This window comes from Zhongshania aquimaris, assembly GCF_019312595.1.
In the GTDB taxonomy this organism is placed as follows: domain Bacteria; phylum Pseudomonadota; class Gammaproteobacteria; order Pseudomonadales; family Spongiibacteraceae; genus Spongiibacter; species Spongiibacter aquimaris.
Genome location: NZ_JAHWDQ010000001.1, coordinates 1,266,179 through 1,282,009, shown reverse-complemented (window position 1 = coordinate 1,282,009; position 15,831 = coordinate 1,266,179). Strand labels below are relative to the sequence as shown.

The 15,831-nt window shown below is 51.3% G+C and carries 13 protein-coding genes and 2 tRNA genes; 1 reads left to right on the top strand and 14 read right to left on the bottom strand.

Features of this window, described 5'->3' with window-relative positions; translation table 11 throughout:
• Positions 1-36: 36 nt before the first annotated feature.
• The 14 genes from KXJ70_RS05840 to KXJ70_RS05775 form a co-directional block, all read right to left on the bottom strand.
• Positions 37-1,314 (bottom strand): aspartate aminotransferase type Ic, encoded by a 1,278-nt coding sequence (locus KXJ70_RS05840; protein WP_219042490.1) that lies wholly within the window; start codon positions 1,312-1,314, stop codon positions 37-39.
• 158 nt (positions 1,315-1,472) lie between these two features.
• Complete coding sequence (locus KXJ70_RS05835) at positions 1,473-2,963, bottom strand: DUF1631 family protein (RefSeq protein ID WP_219042489.1); 1,491 nt, start codon at positions 2,961-2,963, stop codon at positions 1,473-1,475.
• A 118-nt stretch (positions 2,964-3,081) separates the two neighbouring features.
• Positions 3,082-4,053, bottom strand: a complete 972-nt coding sequence (gene cmoB / locus KXJ70_RS05830; RefSeq protein ID WP_219042488.1) for a tRNA 5-methoxyuridine(34)/uridine 5-oxyacetic acid(34) synthase CmoB — start codon at positions 4,051-4,053, stop codon at positions 3,082-3,084.
• On the bottom strand, positions 4,050-4,772 hold the full coding sequence (gene cmoA / locus KXJ70_RS05825) for a carboxy-S-adenosyl-L-methionine synthase CmoA (RefSeq protein WP_219042487.1): 723 nt from the start codon (positions 4,770-4,772) through the stop codon (positions 4,050-4,052). Before cmoA ends, cmoB begins: the two co-directional genes overlap by 4 nt.
• 293 nt (positions 4,773-5,065) lie before the next feature.
• Positions 5,066-6,307, bottom strand: a complete 1,242-nt coding sequence (locus KXJ70_RS05820) for a DUF3047 domain-containing protein (protein WP_219042486.1) — start codon at positions 6,305-6,307, stop codon at positions 5,066-5,068.
• A gap of 1,079 nt (positions 6,308-7,386) precedes the next feature.
• Positions 7,387-7,463, bottom strand: a tRNA-Met gene (locus KXJ70_RS05815).
• 73 nt (positions 7,464-7,536) lie between these two features.
• The gene (ychF, locus tag KXJ70_RS05810; RefSeq protein ID WP_219042485.1) at positions 7,537-8,628 is read right to left on the bottom strand and encodes a redox-regulated ATPase YchF; all 1,092 of its coding nucleotides are present in this window, start codon (positions 8,626-8,628) and stop codon (positions 7,537-7,539) included.
• Between the two features lie 6 nt (positions 8,629-8,634).
• Entirely contained in the window at positions 8,635-9,222 is a 588-nt protein-coding gene (gene pth / locus KXJ70_RS05805) for an aminoacyl-tRNA hydrolase (RefSeq protein ID WP_219042484.1), read from the bottom strand.
• Positions 9,223-9,261: 39 nt separating this feature from the next.
• The gene (locus KXJ70_RS05800; RefSeq protein WP_219042483.1) at positions 9,262-9,894 is read right to left on the bottom strand and encodes a 50S ribosomal protein L25/general stress protein Ctc; all 633 of its coding nucleotides are present in this window, start codon (positions 9,892-9,894) and stop codon (positions 9,262-9,264) included.
• A gap of 87 nt (positions 9,895-9,981) precedes the next feature.
• Positions 9,982-10,914, bottom strand: coding sequence for a ribose-phosphate diphosphokinase (locus KXJ70_RS05795; protein WP_439655075.1), 933 nt, complete (start codon positions 10,912-10,914; stop codon positions 9,982-9,984).
• 149 nt (positions 10,915-11,063) lie between these two features.
• Positions 11,064-11,138: transfer RNA gene (locus KXJ70_RS05790), tRNA-Gln, on the bottom strand.
• Between the two features lie 22 nt (positions 11,139-11,160).
• Positions 11,161-12,006: a 4-(cytidine 5'-diphospho)-2-C-methyl-D-erythritol kinase gene (ispE, locus tag KXJ70_RS05785; RefSeq protein ID WP_219042481.1), complete on the bottom strand. Its 846-nt coding sequence runs from the start codon at positions 12,004-12,006 to the stop codon at positions 11,161-11,163.
• On the bottom strand, positions 12,006-12,596 hold the full coding sequence (lolB, locus tag KXJ70_RS05780; RefSeq protein WP_219042480.1) for a lipoprotein insertase outer membrane protein LolB: 591 nt from the start codon (positions 12,594-12,596) through the stop codon (positions 12,006-12,008). The genes ispE and lolB overlap by 1 nt, the downstream gene beginning before the upstream one ends.
• Entirely contained in the window at positions 12,589-14,355 is a 1,767-nt protein-coding gene (locus KXJ70_RS05775; RefSeq protein ID WP_219042479.1) for a tetratricopeptide repeat protein, read from the bottom strand. The genes lolB and KXJ70_RS05775 overlap by 8 nt, the downstream gene beginning before the upstream one ends.
• A gap of 182 nt (positions 14,356-14,537) precedes the next feature.
• Here KXJ70_RS05775 and hemA point away from each other — a divergent pair, with 182 nt between their 5' ends.
• A complete protein-coding gene (gene hemA / locus KXJ70_RS05770; protein WP_219042478.1) occupies positions 14,538-15,809 on the top strand; it encodes a glutamyl-tRNA reductase in 1,272 nt (423 codons plus the stop codon).
• Positions 15,810-15,831: the final 22 nt, after the last annotated feature.

Genomic DNA, 15,831 nt, shown 5'->3' with positions numbered 1-15,831 from the left:
AATTGGCACCCTTTTTTTCGATTGGCAACTAAGCGATTAACTTAGTCGCTGTTTTACAGAAGCCAATTTCACACAGGTGACAAATACCGCCATCGCGCGGTCGATTTCATCCAGGCTCGGCACGCTGGGGGCAATACGGATATTGCTGTTGGCGGGGTCTTTGCCGTAGGGAAAGGTCGCGCCCGCTGGGGTGAGTTTTACACCGGCTTCAGCGGCCAATTTCACCACTTCTTTGGCGAGGCCGGGCAGGGTATCAAAGGACACAAAATAGCCGCCTTGTGGCTCGGTCCAGCTCGCCATACCGGTATTGCCCAGTCCGTCACGCAGGTGTTTAAGCACAATATCAAAGCGCGGTTTGAGAACCTTGGCGTGCTGCTGCATATGCTCTTTGATACCGTCGGCATCTTTTAAGAGGCGAACGTGACGCAGCTGATTAATTTTGTCTGGGCCAATTTGCGACATGCCCAAGTGGTGGGTGAATGCTTTTAAGTTAGCTTTCGACATTCCCGCAAACGCGACGCCAGCGCCGGCATAGGTAATTTTTGAGGTTGAGCCGAATAAATAGGCGCTGTTTTCAGTGCCGTATTTGCGGCAGCTGGTCATTAAATTGGCCAATTCTGGGGCGTCGTCACTGAGGCTGTGAACCGCGTAGGCATTGTCCCAGAAAACACGGAAATTACCCCCGGCGATGTTGCCAAGCTGCGCGATGCGGTCAACCACGGCGTCTGAATACACCGCACCCGTTGGGTTACTAAAGCGCGGTACGCACCAGATACCTTTGATTGATGGGTCGCTTTTTAGTAGCTGCTCAACGGCGTCCATATCTGGACCGTCGTCGTTTAACGCCACTGTCACTAGCTCGATACCCAAATGCTCACAGACACTGAAATGACGATCGTAGCCGGGAACCGGAGCGATAAATTTGACTGTGCTTCCTTCACTGTTCCAACTAGCGCCAAGCTCGCCAAAGCCTTGGTGCAGACCAAACTGGGCGGCCATATACATCAAGGTTAAGCTGCTGTTGCCGCCGATGAGCATTTCTTCGGCGCTGACGCCTAGCACATTGGCAAATAGACGTTTGCACTCTGGAATACCATCGAGGCCGCCATAGTTGCGCAAATCTGTGTTGCTTTCATTGCTTAGATCGCCGCCCAGAATCTCATTGATGGCGTCAGAGAGTGAAAGCTGTTCTGCGCTGGGCTTGCCTCGGGTTAGGTCAAGATTTAAACCAGAGGCTTTAAACTGTTGGTATTCCTGGGTAAGCGTAGATTCCCAGTCGCGCAGTTGTTCGGTAGTTGCTTGATCGAGTTGCAAAGTCATCACCTTAATGCGTGATCGCCATACGAAGCGATTGAACGTGTAGAAATTGGGTCGCGTTAGGCCGTGATGGCCAAACATGCGGGCGGGAAATTATATCTGCTTTTTATTGCTATCGACACCCGCCACTGCACATTTACTGTGCGCAACGAGGCTTAGCGCATGGCGTCGGGCTTGTTAATGCTGACGCTGCGGCCGGATGCAATTAAGCGCAGCTGATGGAGCTCGTCGATTAATGCTTGTGAGGCTTGGTAGCTGTAGTTGATGCGCTGTAAGCCATCGCTAAGCTCTGTTTCGATGTCTTTACTCATCGCTTTAGCGCGACGCAGTTCAGACCAGTCTGAATGGGGTTGTATATACCAAATAATATCGTCAATAAGCTGTAGGCTGCGACGCAAGGGCGCGCTGTTGCTGCCGTGGCGCAGCCAGTGATACAAGATGATCGTGGTCATGGGGCCGTAAAGCATATTATCGACGCTGACGGGAAGCGCAGTCGGTAACGATGCGGTTTTCTCGTCTAGCATTTCATGCACTTTCTTGCGCAAACGCGTTAAGCGCTTTTGGCCGACTTCGGCATTCAAACTGCGTTTGTCGTTGAGTTTGATACTTTGTATTAAGTGTTGGCAGCAGGCATCGATTTGCTCGCGAATCTGATAAAACAGACTGGCATTGATGTTGTGGGCTGTTAGTTTTTTACAAATTATTTTAAGTTCGGCGTCAAATTGCTGGCGTTGATTTGTTTGCGCGTCATCCCATTGGCAGAGGGTGTTGATTACCTGCCGACAGATTTGTCTCGCCGGATGCAGCGGGTGCATAAATGCATTGCGATCTTTTAGGGCCAGGCTGCTCACACTGGTTTGCAAGGTATTGAGTGAGCTCAAAACGCCTGGCGATAATCTGCGTTTGGTGGGTAGCAGTTGAAATATATTTGCGGCTGTCTCTAGTAGCTCTGCGTCGCTGGGCTCCATGACGACGGTGTTGTCACTGGCACGGTGTCGATGTGAGTGCAATTTGAGCAGGCGTTGCAGCCTTGTTTCAGTTAGCGCGCGATCCTGTGTCGACAGATTGTTTTCGCTTAGTTGTTGCTTGATGTGGCTGATCCAAGCCTCGACGTTATGGGCTTGATTTTCGACGGGTAGTGATTCAAATAAATCATCGTAGAGCTTGTTCAATTCTTGAATGAACAGGCCTTGGAACATGGTTAGGGCGTGATGCCGGTGGGCGGCGTCTAGTTTTAGTGGCGCTAAAATCTGCTGGAATCCAGCGAGCACGGTTATGGGGGCAATCGCGCGACAAATATTGCTCAGTTGCGGCTTTTCCTTATCAAAATAGGTGTCGGGTAATTTTTCAAGGCGCTGAGCGAGTCTATCTAGTGACGAATGGCCCCCGGCTTCATAGGCGCGGTTGGTGTTGAAGGCGCGATTGATATGATCGGCAAATAAACGAAATGCCTCGTCTTGCCCCAGTTTAACGGCCTGTTGTTGTGCTAATAAGTTAGCTTGTTCTATGGAATCACTGGCGGTGAGAGAGCGGCGATGAAAGTTGTCTTCAAGACGTTCAAAATAGCGGTACAGGTGCTCGCCAAACCACAGTCTTGATTGTGATTTGAGGCGGTCGCTCAGAAGTCCTGTTCCAGTTTGCAGCATGATTTATTCCGCTGTGCCGTTTCTTGGATTTATTTGGCACGTTTTCATACTTATAAGTTTCATCAACATATCACAAAAATGCCATTTTGTGGCTTTGTGAGTCAATTATGCGACGCTGTTACGGTTTTTCGGCAATGAAGGTAGCACGGCGCGGTGCGGGATAGCCCTCGATCGTTTGATTTGAATCTTCAGGATTGAGGAATTCTGCCAGCGAGTGGAAGGTCATCCAGTCGGTGCTGCGCTGTTCTTCGCAAGTGGTTTGGCTAACGTCGATGAGCTGGGGGGATTTAAAACCTGCTTTTTTTAACCACGCTTCTAGTGTGTCGGTCGTCGGAATAAACCACACATTGCCCATTTTACTGTAACGGTCCTCGGGCACCAGAACTTGGCCGGGGCCACCTTCGATGACGAGGGTTTCTAATATTAATTGGCCGCCGCGGCGAAGGCTGTCGCGCAGTGCGATCAGGTGGTCAAAGGGCGAGCGCCTGTGGTACAAAATTCCCATAGAGAAGGTGGTGTCGAACGCTTGCAACTTCTCCGGCAAGTGTTCTATCCCCATCGGTAAAACGGCGACGGTGTTGTCACAAAGGTATTTTTGCAGCGCGAAATACTGCATCACAAACAAGGGGGTTGGGTCGATGCCGACGACGAGATTGGCACCCGCGCCGCGCATTCGCCAACAGTGGTAGCCGCTGCCGCAGCCGACATCTAAGACATTGCGCCCGGCTAGCGGGGCAATGGCGTCCTTGAGTCGATCCCACTTCCAGTCTGATCGCCATTCGGTATCGATATGTACCCCAAACAGGTCATAGGGGCCTTTGCGCCAAGGGTGCAGGCCTTTGAGCGCGTCGTGCAGCTGTTGACGCTGCTCTTCGTTGATTGGGCCGTCGACGCCGACGCGAGAGCGGTCTAAAGTAATGGTTTCGGGACTGAGATTGGGCAGTGCGGCGAGGGCGTCTTTCCAGCGGGGTAGATCGCCGTAGCGGTCCTCGCTAAGTCCCGCCGCGATTTGCGCTGGCAGGGATTGTCTCCAGTTTGCCAGCTCCGGTATTTCGTCTAGGCGGTTTAGGAATGCTTGGTAGTCGATCATTTTATTGCAACTAATGAGGCGAAATTGAAACATTGGAACCAGACATCGATGCTGCTAAATCCGGCGTCGCGAAGTCGCTGCTGGTGCGTGGCCAAGGTTTCAGGAATTAATACATCTTCGATCGCGCTGCGCTTCTGCGCAACTTCCAGCTCACTGTAGCCGTTTGCGCGTTTAAACGTATGGTGCAGATCGGTGTTTAATTTTTGTAAATGAGGGTCAGAAAATTGAATTTTTTCAGACAGAATTAAAATGCCGCCAGGCCGCATCGCGTCGCTGATGGTTTGGATGAGCGCGGCGCGTTGTTCAGCCGGCACAAATTGTAGGGTGAAGTTGAGCACGACCACCGAGGCATTGGTGATTTGAGTGTCTTGAATATTCTCGCAGCGCAGCGAAATCGATTGCGGTATATCTGCAATATAGTCTTGGCAGCGAGTAATCATTGCCGAGGAATTATCCACACCAATGATCTGACAATCGCGCTTGCCGATTTCCCGCGCCATAGCGAGGGTGCTGGCGCCTAGCGAACAGCCAAGGTCATAGCAATTGCTTGCCGTTTGGGCGTATTTGCCCGCCATCACTCCCGTCATGGCAATGATTGTTGCGTAACCGGGTACTGAACGCTGAATCATGTCTGGAAAAACTTCGACTACATGCTCGTCAAAGGCAAAGCGTGTGAGACTTGCGTGGGGAGTGGCGTATAGGGTGTCGGGTTTGGTCATGGGGGTTGTGCAGTATCTATTTGTGGACGGATATTTTATCACATTGCATATCGAGTAGGCGGTAGTGAATTAAGGCTGCACTTTTGCTGTAGTTACAGTTTGCGAATTTTGAGGCATTTTTCGGTATAGATTCGCCGCCCAATTCCTAGTAATGAAGCGTTAAAGAGGGACTTTATGGCTGACACTCGCTGTTCTGCGTAAAGTTCTTTAGCAGCGCTAACGTTTGTATTGTAAGTGTCGCGCCTAGTTGTGGTATCAGGTGATTGAGTTGGTTTCCCCGCCGGGCAGGTTTGTTAGTCGTAAATGATTTTTGTGTCTTGTTCGTTCCGCAGGTTTATCTGGCGATAACGACAATGACCTTCGCCTCGTTGGAAAGCTGAATTCGCGATCAGCCACACGCCAACGACTTTGTTCGGAATTGGTCCGCCAATAGCGCGTTGGTAATCAGCGAGGACATTGCGAGATTCGTTTAACCAGCGGCCCAGATCTGCAGGGTCATTTCGCACAACCCAATGGGTTTCGCGCTTATCCCACCACGGTAGCGGACATTGAAAAATAGTATCTACGTCGAGGTCGCTGCTCCACATATAGGTAAGATCAAGGCCGTTGTCGAACTCTATTGCGATAGATAGGTAGTCATGCGTGGGTTGGATGTGTTCGGCTAATTTAGAAGGCAAAGCGTCAACACACCATTGCCAGTTAAATACTAAATCGCTGTTTAGTGCCATATTCACTGGATACTGCAAGATCCCGCCATTCGCATGTGTGGCACAGCACAAGCTATTTTCTTTATCTTGGTATATTTCGCTTTCACCTAAGCGCCATAAATAATGCCAGCCTTTCGGTGGTTGGATACGTTCTTTAAAGCGCGCTAGAACGGGACCAAACAAATTCGCATCAGTAGCCGCGGCCGCGCTTAATGCTTTCACTGTATCACCCTTCCAGCGCAGCACGGCTGCGGCAAACTCCCCATTAACCTTTAGGCTTGCAATGTTCGGATCGAATCCGCCTTGCGCATCCCCGAACTCACCCGGCACCGCAGCAATGAGTTGTAATGTGCCGCCTTGTTTTGCAGTAATAACGGCGCCGCCCAAAGGCAGTATATTGATATGTCCTGAATTATCTTGATTGGCGATTCGATACCACAGTCCAAAATTGGGGCCGATAACAACATCAAGTCTTCGCGATAGATATAGGCCGCCATCCCCCATCACGGTTATCGATTCGCCCGCTGCTAGATTAATACCCGTATCCGTCCATTCTTGTGACCCAGCCGGTAAGGTAAATAAGTCGCAACTGGATAACTGCTCATCTAGGGTCTGCAGTCCGATTTTTAGGCGTTTTGTAAACGCTATAGCTATGTCTTCAGCCTTTGGTGGCTGATTTAGCAGTCGAAAGCGAGAGCGAACATAGTGGACAAAAGTAGGAAGCGGTGATGGGGCGTTTCTTTCCGGCGGGCTTGCCGGGTCACGTGGTGCTTGGTTACCTGTCAGGCCGAGAGTTTGATATAAGCGTTGCAAGACGGTAGATGGCATTTGTTGTTCCTGTATTGGCTTTCGCTGAAGTGTAGTCACTCGGAAGGCTTTTTTGTTTATAAATAGCTATGTGTCATTTTAGGTTTGGTGTGTTGATAGGTATATAGCCTGTTAGTCGCATTTTTCGGGGGCAGATGGTGATTGATCAATAACAGGCTAGGGCCTGTTATTGCCCCTTCGGGCGGCGGTTGCCGTCTAAAATACTGGTCGCATTTTGTGGAGCCGTGTGGGGGTTCTTGTCCACCCGTCTAGTGCAGCGTACTTTCCGACAGCCGAAAAAAAACCACGGTTAAGTGGCTTTTTCGAATAATGGTAGCAAGGGGCGTACTGCGGATTGATCAGTAACAGGCTAGGGCCTGTTACTGCCCCTTCGGGCGGCTATCGCCGTCTAAAATGCTGGTCGCATTTTATCGAACCGCGCGGCGGTTCTCATCCACCCGTCGAGTGCTGCGTACTTTCCAATAGCCGAAAAAACCACGGTTAAGTGGCTTTTTCGAATAATGGTAGCAAGGGGCGTACTGCGGATTGATCAGTAACAGGCTAGGGCCTGTTACTGCCCCTTCGGGCGGCTATCGCCGTCTAAAATGCTGGTCGCATTTTATCGAACCGCGCGGCGGTTCTCATCCACCCGTTGAGTGCTGCGTACTTTCCAATAGCCGAAAAAACCACGGTTAAGTGGTTTTTTCGAATAATGGTAGCAAGCGGCGTACTGCGGATTGATCAGTAACAGGCTGGGGCCTGTTACTGCCCCTTCGGGCGGCTATCGCCGTCTAAAATGCTGGTCGCATTTTATCGAACCGCTGCGGCGGTTCTCATCCACCCGTTGAGTGCTGCGTACTTTCCAACAGCCGAAAAAAAACCACGGTTAAGTGGTTTTTTCGAATAATGGTAGCAAGGGGCGTACTGCGGATTGATCAGTAACAGGCTGGGGCCTGTTACTGCCCCTTCGGGCGGCTATCGCCGTCTAAAATGCTGGTCGCATTTTATCGAACCGCGCGGCGGTTCTCATCCACCCGTTGAGTGCTGCGTACTTTCCAACAGCCGAAAAAAAACCACGGTTAAGTGGTTTTTTCGAATAATGGTAGCAAGGGGCGGATTCGAACCGCCGACCCCAACATTATGAGTGTTGTGCTCTAACCAACTGAGCTACCTTGCCACTGTTCTCTGACGAGAGAAGGCGCGCATTTTCCAAGGATCGGCGCACCTTGTCAAGCGCAGATCAGTTCGCGTTACACATTGAAGCGGAAATGGACGACGTCGCCGTCTTTTACGATGTAGTCTTTGCCTTCTAGTCGCCATTTTCCAGCGTCTTTTGTGCCTTGTTCGCCTTTGTATTGGATGTAGTCGTTATAGGCAATCACTTCGGCGCGGATGAAGCCTTTTTCGAAGTCGGTGTGGATTACGCCGGCAGATTGTGGGGCGGTGGCGCCAACGGGAATGGTCCAAGCCCGAACTTCTTTTACGCCTGCGGTAAAGTAGGTTTGCAGGCCGAGTAATTGGTAGCCGGCGCGAATCACGCGATCTAGCCCGGGCTCTTCCATGCCTAGGTCGGCGAGGAATTCGGCTTTTTCGCTGTCGTCTAGTTCGGCAATTTCTGATTCGAGTTTATTGCAAATCGGAACCACGATGGCGCCGTCTTCGGCGGCGATGGCGCGAAGCACGTCCAGGTGTGGGTTGTCTTCAAAGCCTTCTTCGTTGACGTTGGCGATGTACATGGTCGGCTTTATGGTGAGCAGGTGCAGGCTGCGGGTGCGGGCCATTTCGTCGGCGTCCAGACTCAGTGAGCGCACGGGCTTGCCTTGGTCTAGATGGGCGAGCAGCTTCTCGTATAGGTTTTTAAGTACGGTGGCGTCTTTGTCGCCGCTTCTGGCTACCCGAACCACTTTTTGTAATTGCTTATCGATACTTTCCATATCGGCTAGCGCGAGCTCGGTATTGATAATCTCGATATCGGCGGCGGGGTCAATTTTGTTGGCGACGTGAATGATGTTGTCGTCTTCAAAGCAGCGCACAACGTGGGCGATGGCATCGGTTTCACGGATGTTGGCGAGGAATTTATTACCTAGTCCTTCACCTTTTGAGGCGCCAGCAACGAGGCCTGCGATATCCACAAACTCCATGGTTGCAGGCATGATACGCTCAGGTTTCACGATTTCTGCCAGCGCGTGCAAGCGCGGGTCTGGCACCATGACGATGCCGGAGTTGGGCTCGATGGTGCAGAAGGGGAAATTGGCCGCGTCAATGCCTGCATTAGTGAGGGCATTGAAGAGGGTGGATTTGCCGACGTTTGGAAGTCCGACGATACCGCAGTTAAAACCCATGTGATATTACCCTTGTTTATAGCTGTGCAGTTGATTCATGGCTTTGGCCCAGTCTCCGTTTACGGCGTCAGGTAGTGTTCGCAGTGCCTCATCGATACAGTGATCGATGCTTGTACGGTCATCGGCGGAAGGTTTCCCGAGTACATAATTGGTGACTTGTGACGCGTGGCCGGGATGGCCGATGCCGATTCTTAATCTGTGGAAATTACTATTATTGCCGAGTTGGGCGACGCTGTCGCGAAGACCGTTGTGACCACCGTGGCCGCCGCCTTTTTTATAGCGCGCGCTGCCGACTGGAATATCCAGTTCGTCGTGGGCAATAAGTATGGATTCGGGCTCAATTTTATAAAAATTGGCGAGTGCGGCAATGGCTTGCCCGCTTCGATTCATGAAAGTGCTTGGAATCAGAAGGCGGAGATCGCTGCCCTGATATTGGATTCTGGCAGTTTCGCCGTAAAACCGAGATTCGCTAGATAGTGTGCAGCCTTGTTGCCGAGCAAGCTCTGTAACGAACCAAGCGCCCGCATTGTGACGTGTATCTTGATATTGTGGGCCGGGGTTCGCCAAGCCTACTATCAGTTTTATCGTTTCCAATGGGGCGCCTGTTACTGTTGGCCCGTAAGGGCCGTCAGCTTACTCTTCTGCTGAAGCGTCTTCTTCGTCATCGCTGCTGTCGCTAGCGCCGCGTGGCGCGTGTACAGTGGCAATAGCCAAGTCGTGATCTTCACCTAGTGCTAGTGCTGGGCTTTCTACGCCAGCAGGTAGCGTGAGGTCAGAAATGTGCAGGGTAGTGCCTGTCTCAATCAACGCCATGTCCACTTCAATGAACTCTGGTAGGTCTTTTGGTAAGCACTGAACTTCTAGATCAGTTGCGGCGTGAATAATGTTGCCGCCCTGAGTTTTAACACCAACACAGATATCTTCGTTCAGGAAGTGAAGCGGAACGTGCAGAGTGATTTTGGTGTTGGCATCAACACGCAAAAAGTCAGCATGGATCAGTTTCAATTTTGCTGGGTGGCGCTGCAAGTCTTTAAGTACAACAGATTCTTTTTTGCCATCGATGTCTAAAGTTAAGACAGAAGTGAAGAAGGCTTCATCTTCCAAGAACCACAAGAAATCTTTGTGCAGAATGCTGATCATTTGTGGTGCGCTGCTGCCACCGTAAACAATTGCTGGTACTTCATTTTCCAGACGACGCAGGCGGCGGCTCGCACCTTTCCCTACGTCTGCGCGCGCTTTGGCGCTAACTGTGTAATCGCTAGACATAATAGTCTCCTTAATAACGCGAAAACCGCCGACTTGCGACCAGTGCGGCGGTAAATGTCGATGGCGCTGTTGTTAAATCGTTATGATTTAACGAAACAGAGCGCTTATCGACTCTTCATTACTAACCCGTCGAATTGACTCGGCCAGTAGATTTGCCAGCGTTAGCTGACGAATTTTAGTGCACTTTTTAGCTTCTTCTGACAGCGGAATGGTGTCGGTAACCACCAGTTCGTCTAGTTCAGAGCCATTGATATTCTTAATGGCGGCGCCGGATAATACAGGATGTGTGCAGTAAGCGACAACTTTTGCTGCGCCATGCTGCTTTAGCGCTTCTGCTGCTTTGCATAATGTGCCGGCGGTATCGACCATGTCATCGACCAGCAAACAGGTTTTACCTTGAACTTCACCGATGATATGCATGACTTGGGCAACACCCGCTTGCGGGCGGCGTTTGTCGATAATGGCAAGGTCGGCATCGTCCAATTGTTTGGCTACAGCGCGGGCGCGAACAACGCCGCCGATATCTGGCGACACAACCATTTGGTTTTCGTATTGCTGGCGACTAATGTCGTCTAGCAGGACGGGCGAACCGTAAACATTGTCTACCGGCACATCAAAGAAGCCCTGAATTTGCTCGGCGTGCAAGTCGACGGTTAGTACGCGGTCAATGCCCACACCGCTCATCATGTCGGCAACGACTTTGGCGGATATTGGCACGCGCTGAGAGCGCACGCGGCGATCCTGGCGAGCGTAACCAAAATACGGTACCACGGCGGTAATACGACCAGCGGAGGCTCTGCGCATGGCGTCTGCCATAACGATGAGTTCCATCAGGTTGTCATTAGTCGGTGCGCAGGTCGGCTGCAAAAGAAAGACGTCTGCACCGCGTACGTTTTCATTTACCTCAACGTAAATTTCGCCGTCGCTAAACTTGCCTACCGTGGCATCGCCAAGGGGCAGGTGCAAATGCTCAACAACTTTACGTGCGAGTTCGGGATTGGCATTGCCGGTGAAGACCATCATCTTTGGCACGGTCAGAGTCCTGTTGGGCATGTGTGTTTTGAAAAATTAGGTGGTTGCCGCTTTTATATCAAGCTAGGCTTATTCAGGTCGTTATTATACGCGACTGATTTTGATTACATGCCGCTTTTGGCGGCATGGTCTAAATATGGCTGGGGTGGTAGGACTCGAACCTACGGATGCTGAGATCAAAACCCAGTGCCTTACCACTTGGCGACACCCCAATAAACTTTTTACGATAACTTGTTAGAGTAAGCCCAGTGCACGATGCAGTGGCGAGGTATTAACACCTCGGGCAACAAAACCCTGAATATCATTGGGTCGCTGCTCGCAAACAGTCTGAGCTGTTATCTGATCTTCGAAGCTGGCGAACACGCATGCGCCTGTTCCAGTTAGCTTCGCGGGAGAGAATTGTTCCAGCCAAATCAAGGCTTTATCAATCTTTGGGTATAGTTTTCGAACCAGCGGTTCACAACTATTTCCGGTACCCCCCCCAAGAAAGGTCGCTATTTTGATCGGTGAGTCATGGCGTGTCAATTGTTCATGACAAAAAATTTCTGCTGTGGAGACGTGGCAGTCGGGCTTTATCACCACATACCAGAGTTCAGGGGTTTCCAGTGGCTCTAATTTCTCGCCAATTCCCTCTGCCCATGAGGTTTTGCCACGCACAAATACGGGAACGTCAGCGCCAAGTTCAAGCCCAATCTCCGCCAAGGTGTCGAGGCTGAGACCCAGCTGCCATAGCTTATTCAGCCCTAATAATGCGCTGGCCGCATCTGAGCTGCCGCCGCCGATACCGCCACCTAAGGGCAGGCGTTTGTCTAATTGGATGTCTGCACCGCAGGCGATGTGCTTGCTACAGGCTTGCAGTTTGCGAGCGGCGCGAACCACTAAATTATCTTCTGAATTGACGCCACTAAGTGCACTCAGGAGGCGAATTTTGTCGTCATCGCGGTGTTTGAGGGTCAGGGTGTCGCCGTAATCCAACAATTGGAACAGGGTTTGCAACTCGTGATAGCCGTCTGGGCGACGGCCGGTGATCTTTAGAAATAAATTAATTTTTGCCGGGCAGGGAAGGCTAAGTGTTTGCATTATTCGCTACAGAGTTTAGGCAGGTCCAGCCATTCACTGACGATTAGTGTCAGTTTGGTATCGGCTGAGTTGGCGGTAATTCTATTGGGTAGTTGGTGAAATGGCGTGCGGTATTGATAAGTGATTTGCCAGCCAATTTGTGCCAGCTCTTCTAATTGACCATTGGTATTTACGCGACCATCTAATTTTTCAGTGGGGGTGGGGCGACCTCTTACCCAGTAGCGAAGAGCGTCGACTGGCAGCGGCCACTCGGCGCGACTGGCAAGTTCATCGATGCTGTCTGCGTGAGTGGTTTCGCCGTTCTGTACTAAGGTAGCGCCTGCTTGGTCAGCAGATAACTCAATGCCGCCCGAGCCGAGTGGTCCGCTCAGGCGGATTCGGCCGCGCTCAGCATTACATTGCGACCAGTCAATCGTCGCGCTTTCCTGTTTGTTGTTATACCAAAGGCCGATTTTACCCTGTAACTGCCAGGTTTCAGATTCGCTATTGATTGGCGGCTTTGGCGGCGTTGCGCAGGCGCCGATTAGCAGTGTTGCTATTAGGGCAAGGCTTCGCAATATGAGCGATGTGGGCATAATTAACTTACTCATTGAAAAGATCTAGTTTGCGCAGTGTGTCGAGAATGATTGGGCTGTTGGGTGTGTCTTGTAAGCCAGCCTCCCAAACGGCTTTTGCGCGTTCTTTGTCGCCAGTTAACCACAGCGCCTCACCGAAATGTGCTGCGATCTCATGATCCTGTGTTTGTTTGAATGCTCTTTCTAGCAGTAACACCGCTTCATTAAGCTTGCCTTTCAGAAGCATTATCCAGCCATAGCTGTCGATAATCGCTGGGTCATTGGGTTCAATTTCAAGCGCGCGCTTGACCAGTTGCTCTGCCTCGTCCAGGCGTGAGCTAAGATTGGCCAAGCTATAACCAAGCGCATTAAGCGCCGTTGCGTTCTTGGGGTCGCGGTCAATAATATGCTGTAAATCGCTTTCTACAGCGTCAATATTGCCGAGCCTTTCGCTAAATAATGACCTCGCGTATCTAAGTTGTTCATCGTCAGGATAGCGATTTAGTGCCTCACTGAGTAAGTCATAACCTGTTTGGTAGCGAGTTTCTTTGCGTAAGATTTCAGCCTCAAGCAAATAGATATGGATGGTTTGTTCCGGATGGTTTAGGCGCAGGGCTTTGAGTCGCGCCAAGGCTTTGTCGATACCTTCAACGGCAAGACTGATACTGGCGATTCGCTGACTTGATTGATTGAACTCGTCGCTGCCGGTAGCTTGCAAGTAATGCTCTATCGCCTGGGGCCAGTTATGATCTTCTTCGTCCAGTCTGCCAAGAATATAATTGGCACGGCTGCGAAGTTCTGGCGTGTCATTGAGGGACTTAAGTTGTTCTGCGACCTCGGCGGTGTTGCTTAACTCGCGATTAATAAGCATGAGTTCGAGCAGCAGATCGCGGTCGTTCGGGTTTTGTCTTCCCAGTTCTTCATATTGCGCCTTGGCCTGAAACAAGTCGACTTTCACAAGGCGGCGAGCGAGGTCGTGGCGCAGGCGTTTGTGGTGGGGGTTTTGATCGACGGCATAGCGCAGTCTGGTCAGAGCTTCTTCGTCGCGGCCGAGTTGGCTAAGTGTGCGTGTTTCGATGAGGAGGGCATGGGGGTTGTCGGGCTCTTCATTTAATACTTCGCGGACAAGTATCAGGGCGGACTCTTCCTGCTTTTTGTACTGCAGTATTAGCGCCTTGGCAATTTTTAGTGAGTTGTCGCCAGGGTGCAGTTTAAGCTGGCGATTGAGCTCATCGAGAAACTCGAGTTGTTCGCTCTCAGTTCGTCCAAGCACGGTGGCGGCTAAGGCGGCGAAGTTACTGTCGCCGCCTAGCTCAAGTACTTTGACCATATACGGCAGGGCGGTAAGTGGGTTTTGGCTCTTGGCGAGTGACGACGATAAAATGAAGTACGCTTCAGCCGCCTCCGGTTCTTGGTCTACCCAGAGTTTGGCATATGTCGCGGCAATGTCATCACGGTTGAGGTATTGGGCTAATTTGGCAGTCGTAATGATGACACCCAAATCCCCGGTTTTTTCCGCCTGATAGGTGTAATTGTCCAGCGCGGTTTCAACGTCTTGGTTTCGCAGGGCGACCTCGGCCACCAGCAAATCAAAAAAAGCGTCCTCTGGAAATGGGCGTGTTGCTAATGCGGGCTTGGCACTGGCGGTCTTTTTAACAGTGGGCGACGGTTCTTGCTCGGACGTCAGTGCTGCGCAACCACCGGTGGTGAGGATAGCTAGACTCAGCATTAGGCTGGTAAGGATTTGGTGCATAGCGTAGTTGTCGGTACCGTGTTTAAAGGCCAATGTTAGCATGGCTATTAGCTGGTGGTTAGGGTGCTGAATAGGACAGTTACCTAGGTGTTTAATTCGCAGAGCGGGTGTTGGCTGCAGATTGTTTTGTAAAAGCAGGTAATAAAATCCACATTTGGCCCCTGTCTTGCTAAAATTCCCTGCTATTTTAGCTCCGCTCTGGAAATGCAGGTACTCGGCATCTAATGAATTTGCTCGTAATTGGCATTAATCACAATTCGGCACCCGTTTCGATTCGCGAGCGGGTTGCGTTTGTGCCTGAGCAAATGCAGCAAGCTTTAAAGGACGCGGTGCTGAGTACGGGAGTGTCGGAACTGGCGATTCTGTCCACCTGTAATCGCACCGAGCTGTATGGCATTGCTAATGATGATGGCGATGTGGTGGCGACGAGTATTTTGGAGTGGCTGGCGGCGTATCATCATATAGACCACGCTGAGCTGAGTGCCTGTCTCTACGATTACCGTCGCGACGGCGCCTTGAAGCATATGATGGAAGTCGCTGCGGGTTTGGATTCGATGGTGTTAGGTGAGCCGCAAATTTTAGGGCAAATGAAATCTGCCTATGCGGTTGCCGTTGAGGCGGGTACCGCCAACGGCTTATTGCACCGGATTTTTGCCCATGTCTTTTCCGTCGCTAAACGCGTGCGAACGGATACGGCGGTGGGGGCAAACCCGGTGTCGGTTGCCTACGCGGCGGTAAATTTAACCCAACACGTATTTTCTTCGCTGAGCAGCTGCACGGCCTTATTGATTGGCGCCGGTGAAACCATCGAGTTGGTGGCGCGGCACCTGCACGATAAAGGCATAAAACGCATTATCATTGCCAATCGCACCCTCGAACGGGCTCGGGAACTGGCGCAAAAGTTTGGCGCTGAAGCGGTTATGCTGTCGGATATCCCGCAAAGCCTTGTCGGTGCCGATATAGTGGTTGCGTCAACGGCGAGCCAGCTCCCAATATTGGGCAAGGGCGCTGTCGAGGGTGCCTTAAAAAAGCGTAAACACCGACCAATGGTGATGATTGATATTGCGGTGCCACGAGATATTGAGCCGCAGGTTGCCGAGTTGGCAGACGTATACCTTTATACCGTCGATGATTTGCGCGAAATTGTTGAAGAGAACAAGCGCGCGCGTCAAGGTGAGGCGCTCAAGGCCGGGGATATTATTACTCTGGCGCTGGGAGAGTGGGAGTCCCAGTTGAAAACGCGGGATGCGGTCGGCACGGTAAGAGATTATCGCGCCAAGGCTGAACAGTTGCGTGATTCGGAGCTTGATCGCGCGCTGCGCAATTTGGCGCGGGGCGATGACGCCGAACAAGTATTGGAGCAGCTCGCGCGCGGTTTAACTAATAAATTGATACACAGCCCCACCACCCAAATAAAAGAAGCGGGTGCCAAGGGGCGAACAGACCTTATTCATTGGGCGCGAGAACTGTTTCAACTAAAAGACAGTGATTCTTAAGCACAAGACCCTAAACAACCAA